The sequence below is a fragment of the Alteromonas sp. ABH4_453 genome, assembly GCF_056160665.1.
In genome coordinates, this window is sequence record NZ_JBSWXP010000001.1 from 113,749 (window position 1) to 128,677 (window position 14,929).

11 protein-coding genes are annotated in these 14,929 nt (G+C 44.8%); 2 read left to right on the top strand and 9 right to left on the bottom strand.

What is annotated here, in order from left to right:
• Positions 1-329: 329 nt before the first annotated feature.
• Positions 330-1,907, bottom strand: coding sequence for a glutamine-hydrolyzing GMP synthase (gene guaA, locus ACXAGV_RS00535; RefSeq protein WP_474870930.1), 1,578 nt, complete (start codon positions 1,905-1,907; stop codon positions 330-332).
• 70 nt (positions 1,908-1,977) lie between these two features.
• Complete coding sequence (guaB, locus tag ACXAGV_RS00540) at positions 1,978-3,447, bottom strand: IMP dehydrogenase (RefSeq protein ID WP_474870932.1); 1,470 nt, start codon at positions 3,445-3,447, stop codon at positions 1,978-1,980.
• A 100-nt stretch (positions 3,448-3,547) separates the two neighbouring features.
• Between guaB and xseA the strand changes: the two genes are divergently transcribed.
• Positions 3,548-4,900, top strand: coding sequence for an exodeoxyribonuclease VII large subunit (gene xseA, locus ACXAGV_RS00545; protein ID WP_474870934.1), 1,353 nt, complete (start codon positions 3,548-3,550; stop codon positions 4,898-4,900).
• A 15-nt stretch (positions 4,901-4,915) separates the two neighbouring features.
• Complete coding sequence (locus ACXAGV_RS00550; protein ID WP_474870936.1) at positions 4,916-6,073, top strand: hypothetical protein; 1,158 nt, start codon at positions 4,916-4,918, stop codon at positions 6,071-6,073.
• A gap of 440 nt (positions 6,074-6,513) precedes the next feature.
• Here ACXAGV_RS00550 and der read toward each other — a convergent pair whose 3' ends face one another.
• From der to pilW, 7 genes are all read right to left on the bottom strand, one after another.
• Positions 6,514-7,959 carry a ribosome biogenesis GTPase Der gene (gene der, locus ACXAGV_RS00555; protein ID WP_474870938.1) on the bottom strand — a complete coding sequence of 482 codons (1,446 nt, stop codon included), beginning with the start codon at positions 7,957-7,959 and terminating at the stop codon, positions 6,514-6,516.
• Between the two features lie 291 nt (positions 7,960-8,250).
• Positions 8,251-9,510: an outer membrane protein assembly factor BamB gene (gene bamB, locus ACXAGV_RS00560; protein WP_474870940.1), complete on the bottom strand. Its 1,260-nt coding sequence runs from the start codon at positions 9,508-9,510 to the stop codon at positions 8,251-8,253.
• Positions 9,511-9,554: 44 nt separating this feature from the next.
• The gene (locus ACXAGV_RS00565; RefSeq protein WP_474870942.1) at positions 9,555-10,175 is read right to left on the bottom strand and encodes a YfgM family protein; all 621 of its coding nucleotides are present in this window, start codon (positions 10,173-10,175) and stop codon (positions 9,555-9,557) included.
• Between the two features lie 12 nt (positions 10,176-10,187).
• Positions 10,188-11,471, bottom strand: coding sequence for a histidine--tRNA ligase (gene hisS, locus ACXAGV_RS00570; protein ID WP_474870944.1), 1,284 nt, complete (start codon positions 11,469-11,471; stop codon positions 10,188-10,190).
• Between the two features lie 82 nt (positions 11,472-11,553).
• Positions 11,554-12,672, bottom strand: coding sequence for a flavodoxin-dependent (E)-4-hydroxy-3-methylbut-2-enyl-diphosphate synthase (gene ispG, locus ACXAGV_RS00575; RefSeq protein ID WP_474870946.1), 1,119 nt, complete (start codon positions 12,670-12,672; stop codon positions 11,554-11,556).
• Between the two features lie 8 nt (positions 12,673-12,680).
• Positions 12,681-13,718, bottom strand: a complete 1,038-nt coding sequence (locus ACXAGV_RS00580) for a RodZ domain-containing protein (RefSeq protein ID WP_474870948.1) — start codon at positions 13,716-13,718, stop codon at positions 12,681-12,683.
• A gap of 6 nt (positions 13,719-13,724) precedes the next feature.
• Positions 13,725-14,912, bottom strand: a complete 1,188-nt coding sequence (gene pilW / locus ACXAGV_RS00585; protein ID WP_474870950.1) for a type IV pilus biogenesis/stability protein PilW — start codon at positions 14,910-14,912, stop codon at positions 13,725-13,727.
• Positions 14,913-14,929: the final 17 nt, after the last annotated feature.

Genomic DNA, 14,929 nt, shown 5'->3' on the forward strand with positions numbered 1-14,929 from the left:
TAAACGTTTTTGGCGCCGGTTCCATAAACAAGCAATGACGCCACCAATAATAAGTGCGACAACAGGAGGTGCTGGAACAGGTTTGAAGTCCGACCTTTCAGCGGCGATTCCACGTGCGTAGATAGCAATTAAACTATTCTCCTGACTTGAAAAGTTACCGCTTAACGAAAAGCTTCCCGATATATTCAAAACACCACTACCTATATCAGCAAGATCAGTGATAACGTAATCATTAACCGCATTTATCTATCCACATTTTTATGCAAGGGCATTTGACATAAAAAAGCCGGTTCACTAACCGGCCTTTAGCAACACGACTAACTAAATAACTACTCCCACTCTATCGTAGCAGGTGGCTTACCAGAAATGTCGTATACTACGCGGCTTATGCCGTCAATTTCATTAATAATGCGATTCGACACTTTACCTAGGAAGTCGTAGGGTAAATGTGCCCAATGTGCCGTCATAAAGTCGATGGTCTCTACTGCACGCAGGCTTACTACCCAGTCATATTTACGCGCATCACCCATTACGCCTACTGAGCGCACAGGAAGAAATACGGTAAACGCTTGGCTTACTTTTTGATACAAATCAGCTGCGTATAGCTCTTCAATAAAGATAGCGTCAGCACGACGTAGTAGGTCGCAATATTCTTTCTTAATTTCACCAAGTACACGAACACCTAAACCCGGGCCAGGGAACGGGTGACGGTAAAGCATGTCGTACGGTAAACCTAGTTCTAGGCCAATTTTGCGTACTTCGTCTTTAAATAGTTCACGCAGTGGTTCAACAAGACCCAGTTCCATATCTTCTGGAAGGCCGCCAACATTGTGGTGCGACTTAATCACGTGGGCTTTACCCGTTGCCGAGCCCGCTGACTCAATCACATCTGGGTAGATAGTACCCTGTGCTAGCCATTTGGCGTTCTCCAATTTGCTCGCCTCTTCATCAAATACGCGAACAAACTCATTACCGATAGCCTTGCGCTTAAGCTCAGGATCTTCTATGCCTTTCAAGCGGTCAAGGAAACGGCCTTCAGCATCGACACGGATAATGTTTAAACCAAAGTGGTCACCAAACATTTCCATAACCTGATCAGCTTCATTTAAACGAAGCAGGCCATTGTCTACAAACACACAAGTAAGTTTGTCACCTATCGCGCGGTGAAGCAGCATGGCTGTTACTGATGAATCTACGCCACCTGAAAGGCCAAGAATAACTTCTTCATCGCCCACTTTTTCTTTAATACGCTCAATAGCATCGTCAATAATTGCGCCAGCTGTCCAAAGCTTTTCACACTTACAAATATCCATTACAAAGTGAGTAAGTAAGCGCATACCTTGGCGTGTGTGAGTCACTTCTGGGTGGAATTGTACGCCGTACAATTGCTTTTCTTCGTTATACATTGCCGCATGCGGGCACGAAGCCGTTTGCGCGATGGTTTCAAAACCTTCAGGAATAGCTGCCACTTTATCGCCATGGCTCATCCACACATCAAGCAGCGCCGCACCGTTATCGCCAATGGCATCTTCAATTTTATCTAGCAGAGGGCTTGGTTTGATCACTTCTACTTGGGCATAACCAAATTCACGCTTGTCTGAGCCCAGTACACCACCGCCTAACTGGTGCGCCATGGTTTGCATGCCATAGCACACGCCTAGCACTGGCACGCCAGCTTCAAATACGTACTCGGGCGCGCGTGGCGAGCCTTCTTCGGTTACTGACTCTGGGCCACCTGACAGAATAATCCCTTGTGGATTAAATTCGCGGATTTGCTCTTCGGTCACATCCCAAGCCCAAAGCTCACAGTAAACGCCTATTTCGCGAACACGACGAGCTATCAACTGCGTGTATTGCGAGCCAAAATCCAAAATAAGTATGCGTTGGTCGTGGATATTTGTGGTCATGTTTTATTTTTACCCGTTAAATAAAAAAACAAAGGCTGGTGTAGTACCAGCCTCGCAGTCGTCGGTCGCCTTAACCTAAACGGTAATTTGGCGCTTCTTTGGTAATGCTTACATCGTGCACGTGGCTCTCGCCCATTCCGGCTGAAGTTACACGCACAAATTGCGCCTTGGTATTCATCTCTTCAATGGTAGCACAGCCCGTTAAGCCCATGGCTGAGCGCAAGCCGCCCATTTGCTGATGGATAATATTAGCAATTGGACCTTTGTACGCTACACGGCCTTCAATACCTTCTGGTACTAGTTTTTCAGCGTTATCAGAATCTTGGAAGTAACGGTCTGACGAACCGTGGCTTTGATCCATAGCGCCTAGTGAACCCATGCCGCGATATGACTTATAGTAACGGCCTTGGAAGAGTTCTACTTCCCCTGGCGCTTCTTCAGTACCTGCTAGCATGCTGCCAACCATTACGCAGCTTGCGCCAGCGGCCAACGCTTTAGCAATGTCACCCGAAAAACGAATACCGCCGTCAGCGATTACTGGAATGTCAGTATCTTTAAGCGCTTCTACTGCATCTGATACCGCAGTAATTTGAGGTACACCACAACCGGTTACGATACGGGTAGTACAAATTGAACCAGGGCCAATACCTACTTTAACGGCATCTACGCCGGCTTCGGCAAGTGCTTTCGCGCCTTCGCCTGTTGCAACGTTACCCGCAATAATTTGTACATCAGGATAATCAGCACGCACTTTTTTAACGCGGTCAATCACGCCTTGAGAATGACCGTGAGAAGTGTCGATCAGTAGAACATCCACACCTGCATCAACAAGTAAGGCAATACGCTCATCAGTACCTGCACCAACGCTAACTGCCGCACCTACGCGAAGACGACCTAGCGAGTCTTTACACGCATTAGGCTTGTTTTCTGCTTTTTGGAAATCTTTAACGGTGATAAGGCCTGTAAGCTTGAACGCATCGTCAACAACAAGAATTTTTTCAATGCGGTGTTCATGCATTAAATCTAGCACTACGTCAGAGCTTGCTCCTTCGGTAACAGTAACCAGATCATCCTTACCGGTCATGACATTACTAATAGGCAGGTTTAAACGTTTTTCAAAGCGAAGATCACGGCCGGTTACAATTCCAATAAGGTTATTGTCTTTGTCAGTTACCGGGAAACCAGAGTAGCCAAGGCGTTTAGAAAGTGAAATAACGTCACCAATAGTTGCGTCTTTGTCTACCGTTACCGGGTCAGAGACCACACCACTTTCGTATTTCTTAACTTCACGTACGTGTTTAGCTTGCTCTTCAGGCTTCATGTTTTTATGAATGAAACCAATACCACCCTCTTGGGCTAGCGCAATAGCTAGACGGGCTTCAGAAACCGTGTCCATGGCAGCTGACACCATTGGAATATTTAACGTTACGCCGCGTGTAAGACGCGTTTGTAAGTTTGCAGTATGAGGAAGGACGGTCGAGTGGCCGGGAACCAGCAACACATCGTCGAACGTCAGGGCTTCTTGGATGATACGTAGCATGCAACAACACCTATTCAGTTGAGGGTTAATTGCGGCGCAATTGTAGTGTTTTTTAGTTTTCAGGTAAACTCTAAATGTATTAAACCCAGTGATTTTTTTTATGTTTACAAATTCGCCATCTACGTCTCGACAAATTTTAACAGTTACCAAGCTGAATCGCTTAGCCAGAACCGTACTAGAAGGCGAAATTGGCCTTATCTGGCTATCGGCTGAAATATCCAATTTTGTGGCAGCGGCTTCTGGGCATTGGTATTTCACGCTGAAAGATAACAAAGCGCAGGTGCGCGCTGCTATGTTCAAGGGTTCAAACCGCAACGTTCGTATTCGCCCTAAAGAAGGCGACAAAATTTTAGTGCGCGCATCGGTAGGGCTTTACGAAGCTCGCGGTGACTATCAACTCGTCGTTGAACATATGGAAAGCGATGGTGAAGGTGCGCTTAAGCAAGCATTCGAAGCCTTAAAGTTCAAACTCAACAATGAAGGCTTGTTCGATACTGCTAACAAGCGTGCGCTACCTGAGCGTATTAATCGCATCGGCGTAATAACTTCATCAAGCGGTGCAGCGCTTCACGATGTATTAAGTGTATTAAAACGCAGAAGCCCACAAACCGAAATCATTATTTATCCGTCGATGGTTCAAGGTGAGGCCGCTCCTCAGCAATTAATTAGTGCCTTGAGAACAGCTAACAGGCGTGCAGAAGTGGATGTGCTGTTACTTACGAGAGGCGGAGGTTCATTAGAAGACTTGTGGTGTTTTAATGATGAAAGCTTGGCAAGAGAAGTCGCTGCAAGTACCCTACCCATTGTTAGCGCAGTAGGTCACGAAGTGGACTTTACCATTAGTGACTTTGTGGCTGATGTTCGCGCCCCTACCCCTTCTGCTGCTGCCGAAATCTTAAGTCAGGATTCTGCCGCTCTTTACCAAACGTTAAGTCAGCAAAAACAACGCTTAGCACGAGCAATTCATCAATATCTTCGAGCCAGCAAACAGCAACTCGTTTTTAAGAAACAACGGCTAAATGCGTTGCATCCACAAAGCCGCATTCAATCGCAGTGGCAAACATTAGACAGGCTACAACTTCGTTTAACGCATAAGATGCAAAACGACTTGGCAAAAGCAGAGAAACAATTACAAAGTCTTGATTACAGGCTAAACAAACAATCGCCATCAGCAAACGTAGCGCGTGCAAAAGACAAATTAAACTATGCTAGCACCAAGCTCTTATCAAGCATGAATACGCTTATTAGAAGCAAAAAAAATGAACTTGGTGGTAAAGTTAGCCTCTTACAATCTGTAAGCCCTCTTTCAACGCTCGCCCGTGGTTACAGCATTACTTTGTCCGACAAAACAGCCATTAATAGCGTGAATAAAGTAAATGTAGGTGATGAGATAAAATCTCGGGTGACTGACGGTGAAATAACCAGTACAGTGACACACATTCAGCGGCAATAGGTAGCCTTAAGTATTATGCCCGTTCATGTAAACGCGTTTTCCTTTTCCAGTATTTACCAGCGGGCCTGTGCATTTTGGAGCCTAAAGTCACAGCGGTTCGCTGTACCAAAAATTTTGACACCTTTGTGCGTTTTTGTACTGTTACTAGTGCCTGAGTTCACCTTTGCTTCTATGGTCAATCAACCTGTCTCTGTTTTTTCTACCTACCCGAGCGAGACGTTACTCAGGGCTTGTGGAGCCCAGCGAGCATTAAGCGAAGCTAATGCTTCACAATCCACTAATTTGTGTTTTGAAGATGCTATTTCGCCCGACAGCTTTATTAAACTCCTAAGTGAATCAGGAGAGTTCAGTCATTTGTTTCCTTATGGCGAAGGAAACGACTACGAACTATTGATTGCTAATGTTGGCGCAGCGCCTGGCATGCATCGACAGCACGCAAAACAATTTGCAGAATTCACTCTACAATGGCGAGGGATAGAAATTGACTCATCTTCATTTGATGCGAGTGCCTTAGAAAACACAGATGTGAAAACGGAAACCGCTTTAGCCGAAGAAGAAGCTCAATCGTTGATTGCCCGCTGGATTCAACATGCCAAACATTCTGGATTATTTAACAGCCAGTTTTTGTTCGACGCGCTAGAAGCTAGCGACTATAAGGGTGGATTACAGGTACCAAACGCCATTGGCGACTTCACTAAATTAGATACTCAGTTATATCCAGACCCGTTTAACGGTGCAATTACTCGCTATATACACCCTGAGTTTGAAGATGCGCTCATTGATGTCACCGTATATCCCTTTTTAGATCAGCTTTCTTTAGATGAAAACGAGCTACTTCCTAAGCAACTAGAAAGTGATCTGCAAAGAGCTAGTGCTACAGCCGATTTACAGCAGTTAACTTTGTCTCAAATCAGTCCAGCCTCACGCTACGAGGTTAACAGCGCATTAAGAGGATGGAGATTGGGGCTGAGCGCTTCATCTGAAACATCACCAACAATTTACGCGACAACCTATGTCTTTAAGCTACAGGATAAAATCGTAAAAGTGTCTACGACTTTTCCTCCTGACTTTTCAGACAATATTGTCAACCAATTAATTGTTAACGTAGAAGTTCCGCAAGAGTCTGAAATGATGAAAAAGGTTCGCTCTCTGCTTTTGGAAGGCCAGCGCTAGGCTTTTTTCACTCTGTTACGTTTAGTAAATGATAAATTCAATTTTGGCCTTTTTTCCATTTCACTGCTAAGAAAATAGACTTTTTGCTGTTCCTGAGGTTTGTATCTGTCAAACCAATTGTATATTTGATTTTTTTGAAGTGGTGAGGTGCTTTTAAATAACTTTTCTACTGACAAAATGACGTCCAAATACAATTAACAACAGTGCGTTTTCCCTAAATCGAATTACAAATGATTGCAAAAATGGCTCCAACACCTACTTACTAAATAATGCTTTATTTTTAAAGGGGCGAGGCGTCGTTATGATAAAAGAAGTAGAACGTTGAAACGTTACGCAGCGCGTAAAGTCTACAACTAAGTTGTAATTATGACTCAACGAGAGGGAGAGAGAATAAAGGCACTACTTCAACTAAATGGGAAATAGCGCCTTAATTTTTAGAGTTACTTTTTATCTTTGTAGTAAGACATCATACGACGGCGCTTGCGCTGCTGCGCCAAGGTCAAATTAGCTTTCTTACCTTCAAACGGGTTGTTGCCTTCTCTGAATTCTATCTTGATAGGCGTGCCCATAATTTCTAGCGCTTTTCTGAAATAGTTCATTAAGAAACGCTTATAAGAGCTTGGTAAGTCATCCACTTGATTACCGTGAATAACAATAACCGGTGGGTTGTAACCACCTGCGTGGGCATATTTCATTTTTACGCGTCGACCACGTACCAGCGGGGGTTGATGGTCATCCTGCGCCATTTCCATAATTTGTGTAAGCAAAGCGGTATTAATACGCTTAGTCGCACTCATATACGCTTCTTGCACAGACTCAAAAAGGTTACCTACTCCAGAGCCATGAAGCGCGGATATAAAGTGAATTCTTGCGAAATCTATGAAGCCTAGACGGCGGTCCATCTCACGCTTGATATCATCCTTAACATCTGTACTCAACCCATCCCATTTGTTTACGGCCACAACCAAAGAGCGCCCTGAATTGAGAACAAACCCGAGTAAACTCAAATCTTGATCAGTAATACCTTCTCTGGCATCAATAACCAATAGCACTACGTTAGCTTCTTCAATGGCCTGAAGGGTTTTGACAATAGAAAACTTCTCTACCGCTTCACTGATCTTTCTGCGTTTTCTTACACCCGCTGTATCAATCAGGATATATTCTCGCTCATCCCTTTCCATTGGAATGTACACGCTGTCACGGGTGGTGCCTGGCATGTCGAATACCACCACGCGCTCTTCACCTAGAATGCGGTTCGTAAGTGTCGACTTACCTACGTTGGGCTTACCTACGATAGCAAGTTTGATAGGGAGCGCTTGTAGGCGCTGACGCTGCGTTTCAGCATCCTCTTCTTCTTCAGGCTCCTCATCGATAATTTCCATGTCCGGAAAATCAGATTCAAGTGGCTTTAGGGCATCTTGTAGCAATTGGCTAACTCCGCGACCGTGGGCCGCTGCAATTTGCTTTATTTCACCTAAACCTAACGAGTAGAATTCTGCGCTTTCACTATCGCCATCTATGCCGTCAACTTTGTTCGCAACCACAAATACTTTTTTGTTTATGCGTCTTAAGTGATCAGCAATGCCTTGATCAGCCGGCAACATACCTGCTCTCGCGTCAACTAGGAACAAAACGACATCAGCCTCTTCAATCGCCAACAAAGACTGTTGCGCCATTTCAGCATCAATACCCTCTTCATCACCTGTAATACCGCCGGTATCAACAACAATAAACTGGCGCTTTTCAAACTTCGCTTGGCCGTATTTACGGTCGCGAGTTAACCCTGGGTAGTCTGCAACTAGTGCATCTCGGGTATTGGTAAGGCGATTAAACAAGGTTGATTTGCCAACATTAGGGCGGCCAACCAAAGCAACAACGGGTAACATTTATCAGTTCCTAGAGGTCATGAAAGCGAAAAAAGCACAAGCCACATACACCATGTACTACAAATTACGTCTGGAAAATTCTTTCTCTAACGATAGGTGATTAGTCATGAGGCTCTTGAGAATGGGCGCATTATACCTTGTTCACTACCTAATACCAATGAGTTCAGTTCGACGAAGAATGAACATTCTTCGTTGCGATGCTATGCCCAACGATAAGTGAAACAAGTTATAAAAAAGGCGTTACAAATTCTATTTGTAACGCCTTTTGGAAATTGAAATGTCGTAATACAACTAATTCGGTATACGTACTGACACTATTTCGCCATTTCTGGTCACTGCAATGACATTACCGTCAACATTAACTGGCGCCGCAAAAATGGCATCATCTTCATCATCGCCACCTACGTCTAACCGAGCAACGACTTTTCCAGATTCTTGCTCAATCCAGTGTAAAAAGCCCCAATTATCGCCCACAACAATGTACTCTCCCACCGGGGTAGCAGCTGTTAGCGAACGTTTTTTGAGTAAGCCTTGAGACCACAATTCTACGCCGTTACGTCTATCAAGGGCATATAGGTTAGAGTTGTTGTCTACGACAAAAATTTTGTTTCCATCAATATTCAGATTTCGAAACGAAGCGTATTCACGTTTCCAAATGACGCGACCTGAACGAAGCTCTACTGCTGCCAAGGTTCCGTTATATGAGACTGTGTAAATTGTACCGCCATAAAGCACTGGCGTAGTATCTATATCAACAATACGTTCTAGCTCTGTTGCTCCAGAAGGCGTTGCAATTACTGTTTCCCATGCAAGTACACCGGTTTCGATAAGGTTTACTTGAATCTTACCTGTCGGGGTACCCACGATAGCGCCACCATTAGACGCGATTGGGCCAGAGATGCCGCGTAGTGTTAGCGGGGGTGTGTCACCCTCGTGTCGCCACATTTGCTCTCCGGTACGGGTATTAAAACCAAACAAGCTGCCTGCACCAGTGTTAACAACAAGAATACCTTCATCTGCTGCCGGAGCAGCTAAAATTTCTCCAGGTACCGTCGCTTCCCACACAAGTTCGCCAGTTTCAGCGTCCATTGCAGCAACGTATCCGTTTTCTGTACCAATAAATACGTGTCTGTCTGCAACAGAAATACCGCCGATACGCGCGGTTTCGCCACTACGCCAAAGTTTAGTTACCGAACTTAACATGCCTTCTGAACGAAACTGTGCGAAATCGTTCTCCCACAATACTTTTCCAGTTTCCGGCTCCATCGCAACAACCACACCGTGACGATCGGCGGCGAAAAGCTTATTGTAGGCATACACAGGACGAAGACGAGAGAAGTAACGGTCGACGCCATCACCAATATCATAGTCCCATACTAATTCAGGCGTAAACTTAGCCTCAATAGGCTTTAAACGACGAATTTCCAATTCCTCGTCATCTGCAAACCAGTCTGAAATAGTAGAGCAGCCAGACATTGTGATAGACGCTGCGAGTGCTATACCTATCGTGCGAGCGAATCGACCTTTACGGCCACACGTGTTGTGAAACAAATTGCGTACCTCTTTATTATTTATACCAGCCCTGGGGCTTTCGCTTATTGCGCAGCAGATACCGACAGGTTATCTAACTTCATTTGTAAAAGCGGATTGTTGGCATTTTTTTCTAACGCATTTGAATAAGCTAACCGAGCATCGTCAAACTTGCCTTGTTTTTGATACACGTCGCCTTTTAGTTCAGAAACCTCTGCTGCAAATGCGTCGTTAGTAACATTGCTAAGCGTAGACAACGCCGCATCAAGCTGGTTCATTTCAATTTGCACCCGAGATAAACGAAGCGACGCTAGCACCTTCATTTCATCGTTTTCAGCAAAGGTAACAACGCTATTTAGGTGAGAAGCTGCGGCGTCCAAATCACCGGCATCTACCGCTTGCTTAGCCGCAAGAAGACTGGCAATGCTAGCATAACCACTATCTTTATTTTCTTCGATGAAGGCCTTAACTTTTGCGTCACTTCCTTCAGTACCAAATGTTTCTACCGCATTTTGATACGCAACCGATGCAGCTTCTTTATTTTCAATTTGCGCTTCAGAATACGCTCTCCAGCCCCATAGGCCACCTAGGCCTAGTGCGGCACCTACGATAATAGCCGTACCATGCTCTTTCCAAAAACGCTTAATCGCTTCTACTTGTTGTTCTTCTGTTGCGAACTGTTCCATGATGTCCTCTATTTATTTTGCACTCAGCATCTCTGCAACCTTATCTGATAAGGTATCGAAGCTGACTGTAACTTGTTCTTGATCATCGCGTAGTGGCTTAACACCTACTTCGCGAGACTGCATTTCGTCATTACCTAAAAGCAGCGCTAAACGTGCACCTGTTTTATCTGCACGCTTTAGTTGTTTTTTAAAGTTGCCGCCGCCACAGTGCATCATTATGCGTGTATCAGGAAGCGTATTTCGAAGATGTTCTGCTACTTCAATAGCGTAAGACTGTGCCTCTTCACCCATCGCCGTTACGTAAACATCCGCAAAGCTCGAGTCCTGACCTTCTTCGGTTAACGTGGTTAGCAACAGTACCAAACGTTCAATGCCCATAGCAAAACCTACCGCAGGTGTGGCTTTGCCGCCTAACTGCTCAACTAAGCCATCGTAACGACCGCCAGCACATACTGTACCTTGTGCACCTAGGCTGTCGGTAACCCATTCAAACACTGTACGGTTGTAGTAATCTAACCCACGTACTAGACGAGGGTTTATTTCGAACTCGATGCCTGCTTGGGTTAAGCGCGAACACAGAGTATCAAAGTGTGCTTTAGATTCTTCATCTAGGTGGTCGATTAGCGCTGGCGCATCGGCGATAGCAGCTTGAACATCAGGGTTCTTTGAATCGAGTACGCGAAGTGGATTCGTTTCAAGTCGACGCAGTGAATCTTCGTCTAGCTGATCTGAACGCTGTTTTAAGAATTCAACCAGCGTATCGCGATATGCAGCGCGAGCTTCATTTGAACCTAAGGTATTGATTTGAAGTTTTACGTGTTGCTGAATACCAAAGGCTTTCCAAAAGCGTGCACTAAGAAGAATAACTTCCAAGTCGATATCTGGGCCATCCATACCGTAGGTCTCTACACCAAACTGATGGAACTGGCGATAACGCCCTTTTTGTGGACGTTCATGACGGAACATTGGCCCCATGTACCAAAGGCGTTGCTGCTGGTTGTACAATAAACCGTGCTCGTTTCCTGCGCGCACGCAACTTGCCGTACCTTCTGGACGCAGCGTTAAGCTGTCGCCATTTCTATCTTCGAAAGTATACATTTCTTTTTCAACGATATCGGTAACTTCACCGATAGAACGTTTGAACAAGTCGGTGCTTTCAACGATGGGAGTACGTATTTCTTGGTAACCATAACTCGCCACAACCTGACGAAGTACAGATTCTACCTTCTGCCATGTACCGGAAATCTCCGGTAGGCAGTCATTCATGCCTCGAATTGCCTGAATAGTCTTAGCCACGTGAAATTCTCATACTGCTAAATAGTGAAAAGCCCCGCATTATAGGGGCTTTGGGAGTAAACAACAATGAACAAAAAATGCCTTAGTCTTTGACTGATACCTGAATTTTATTTTGTTCACTCATACGCGATGCCTTGGCGCGAATTTTAGCTTCAAGCTTATCCACAAGATCGTCATTAGGAAGACGTTCTTTAACGCGCTTACCGTCTTCATATAGGCCGCTCATGTTGCGTGCGCCAGTTAGGCCTAAATCAGACACTTCTGCTTCGCCGGGGCCATTAACCACACACCCGATAATAGACACATCCATTGGAGTAAGGATATCTTCTAAACGCTGTTCTAATGCGTTAACCGTACCAATAACGTCGAATTCTTGTCGAGAGCAACTTGGGCAAGCGATAAAGTTTATACCGCGCGAACGAATGCGCAGTGACTTCAAGATATCAAAGCCTACTTTAATTTCTTCTACTGGGTCGGCAGCTAGTGAAACACGAAGCGTATCGCCTATACCTTCAGATAGAAGCATACCAAGACCTACGGCACTTTTAACCGCACCAGCACGTTGGCCACCTGCTTCAGTGATACCAAGGTGAAGCGGCTGGTCGATTTCTTTTGCAAGCAAGCGGTATGCACCAACAGCAAGAAAAACATCAGATGCTTTAACACTTACTTTAAACTGGTCGAAATTAAGCTTGTCGAGAATGTCTACATGGCGCATTGCGGATTCAACCAGCGCTTCTGGCGTGGGCTCTCCGTACTTCTCTTGTAAATCTTTTTCTAACGAACCACCGTTTACACCAATGCGGATTGGAATATTTTTATCTTTTGCACAATCAACCACAGAGCGTACACGCTCCATGTTGCCGATATTACCTGGATTAATACGCAGGCAATCCACGCCATATTCAGCAACCTTCAATGCAATTCGGTAGTCAAAGTGAATGTCTGCAACAAGTGGCACACTAACTTGCTTTTTAATTTCTTTAAACGCTTCTGCCGCTTCCATGGTGGGAACAGATACTCGAACTATCTCACCACCCACTGCAACAATACGGTTTATTTGGTCGACAGTCGCCGCAACATCTGTAGTGCGAGTATTTGTCATTGACTGGACGGCAATGGGCGCACCATCACCAATGGGAACGTTACCTACATTAATACGCGTAGACTTTCTGCGTTTAATAGGGCTTTCTGCAAACATCTAATTACCTATAGAGGAAGTACGAAGCGAGCTGTTTTACCATTTTGATATGAAGAGATATCAACAGCGTCACCGTTAACTGATATGCGCACATTATCCGGTGCACCGAGCGTAACTTCAACAGGAGGAACGCCTTGAATTTCCATCACACGCCCTTTTTGTTTAACCCCATAGGCAATCGCTTCACCTGACGCATCTTTTATATTCACCCAACAGTCATCATCGAAAGTGAATACCATAGCAATTGGTGCTGCGTCAGACTGACTAATTAGATTGTCATTGGGTTCGGGTTCCATACTACTATTATCGTCAACAAGCGCAGTAAGGTTATTACTATCGTTGACGTCTGTATTTGGCGCAGAGATTGCGCCATCGTCCAAACTACCATCTTGGGTAAAACCACTGTCTTGTGCACTAAACGCGCCGCTGGATTCTGAACTCGTACTGCTACTTAGCCTAGTATCTAGCTTACCGCTCTCGGCAGCAACACCTTGCGATGAAGAAGCATCTGTAGGCGCATTCTCTGTGCCTGTGTTCGATGACGGGATAGGTGTATTAGCGGCTTCTCTCTTGACGGCGTCATTTAATGGCAGCTCAGAAACAGCATCGTCACTTGGCTGTTGGTACCACCACACCACTACACCAGCAATGATGAGAAGTAAGATTACGTAAGTAACCATCATCCAACGGTCATCGTGTGTCTGTTTTGCGACACGTTTTGAAAAGCTTTGCAGCTTGTCAGATGAAGGTACAGATGTTTGATTATGAAAGCGTTCAAATGCTTCAATAACCTCATGAGAATTCATACCCAATTGTTTGGCATAATTTCTCACATATCCTTTTGTAAAGGTAACCGATGAGTTAGCATCTATCACATCACTTTCTAACTCATTGATTTGTTTAACCTTTAAAAATAATTTGTCGGCAATATCTTGTTGAGACAAACCTAGCGTTTCACGGCGCGCTTTAAGCATTGCCCCTGGACTTGGCGTGTTTTCTTGTTGTTGCGAAGTAACTTCTTGATTCGCGTTTTCTTCTGACACCATTAAACCTTATTCCTCCTGCATACTCGGTGGTACTAACCAAAGCGTCTGACCAGCAATAATAGCGCCAGTATTTTCTAGGTTATTCCACTCTTGCAGTGTCGTCATTCTGATATTGTACAATAGAGAAATACGATATAAGTTTTCACCTTCTTTTACTACATGGAATTTATCACTTTGCGCAGATAATTCAGCATTTAGCTTTTTATCATCAGCTCTTGCTTGCGCAGTCGTAGTTTGTTCGTCGTCAGGGGCTGCGCTCTGCTCTTCTGTAATGCCTTTATCGGATGACGTTGATTGAGCTTCCCCATTGCTCAATTCTTGCTGAGCTGACAATGGTTCGCTTTGTTCACTTATAGATTGTTTCGACGTCTGCTCAGAGAAAGAGGATTTGACCGTTTTAACCACTCTGCTTTGCATGCTATCACGCTTAGCTATATAGCTTCTTGTTAGCTCGCTTTCGGGAAACAAAGATACCATCATTTCGCCATATCCCGTCGCCTTTTCTACATCACCTTTGCCCTTCGCTATTTCATACGCTAACCACAAAGAGTCAGGCGTAACTTTGGCAACACGTTCGTATTTTCGTAACGTAGACTCAGCGAGTTCCCATTGCTCTGAAACCGTGTAAAGTTCACTGAGTAAGAACAGGCTTTTGCCCCGGGCAGGCTGATGTTTTAGTGCGTCTTGAAAATAGTCGATTGCTTCATCTAGCTTACCTTGACTTTGCGCGCACAACGCTAAGTTTTCATATGTTTGCGCCGCGTTTGCGTAGAGACGATTATTTATGGCATCAAAGAAGTAGGCTTTGGCTTTTTCGTACTCGCCGTTTTGGCACTTAAACGCCCCGTAACTATTGGCGATATCGCCATTGTTCGGCGCTAGGTCGATAGCAGTTTCGTAGTACTCTTCTGCTCGAAGATTATCTCCAACCAGTTGATAATAATACGCCATCGCGTATTGCACATCTGCAGAACGTGGGTTGAACGCAAGCGCCTTATCAAGGTTCTTTTTAGCTTGGGTGTAATTGTTATTTTGCAGATAGGTAAGACCAAGGGACATACGTGTTTTGGCGGCTTCTTCGTGATCGAAGTCACCGCTGTAGATCTCTGACTGACTATTGCTGACACAGCCAGAAGTAAAAATAATCGCACTTAACACGCCAATTTTAAGTGAAGTTCGCAATCCAGTAGCCATAGTCTTACCCTAATATC

Coding starts and splice junctions, on each gene's coding strand:
- guaA (WP_474870930.1), bottom strand. CDS start 1,907: ATGACCACAAATATCCACGACCAACGCATACTTATTTTGGATTTTGGC.
- guaB (WP_474870932.1), bottom strand. CDS start 3,447: ATGCTACGTATCATCCAAGAAGCCCTGACGTTCGACGATGTGTTGCTG.
- xseA (WP_474870934.1), top strand. CDS start 3,548: ATGTTTACAAATTCGCCATCTACGTCTCGACAAATTTTAACAGTTACC.
- ACXAGV_RS00550 (WP_474870936.1), top strand. CDS start 4,916: ATGCCCGTTCATGTAAACGCGTTTTCCTTTTCCAGTATTTACCAGCGG.
- der (WP_474870938.1), bottom strand. CDS start 7,959: ATGTTACCCGTTGTTGCTTTGGTTGGCCGCCCTAATGTTGGCAAATCA.
- ACXAGV_RS00565 (WP_474870942.1), bottom strand. CDS start 10,175: ATGGAACAGTTCGCAACAGAAGAACAACAAGTAGAAGCGATTAAGCGT.
- ispG (WP_474870946.1), bottom strand. CDS start 12,672: ATGTTTGCAGAAAGCCCTATTAAACGCAGAAAGTCTACGCGTATTAAT.
- ACXAGV_RS00580 (WP_474870948.1), bottom strand. CDS start 13,718: ATGGTGTCAGAAGAAAACGCGAATCAAGAAGTTACTTCGCAACAACAA.
- pilW (WP_474870950.1), bottom strand. CDS start 14,912: ATGGCTACTGGATTGCGAACTTCACTTAAAATTGGCGTGTTAAGTGCG.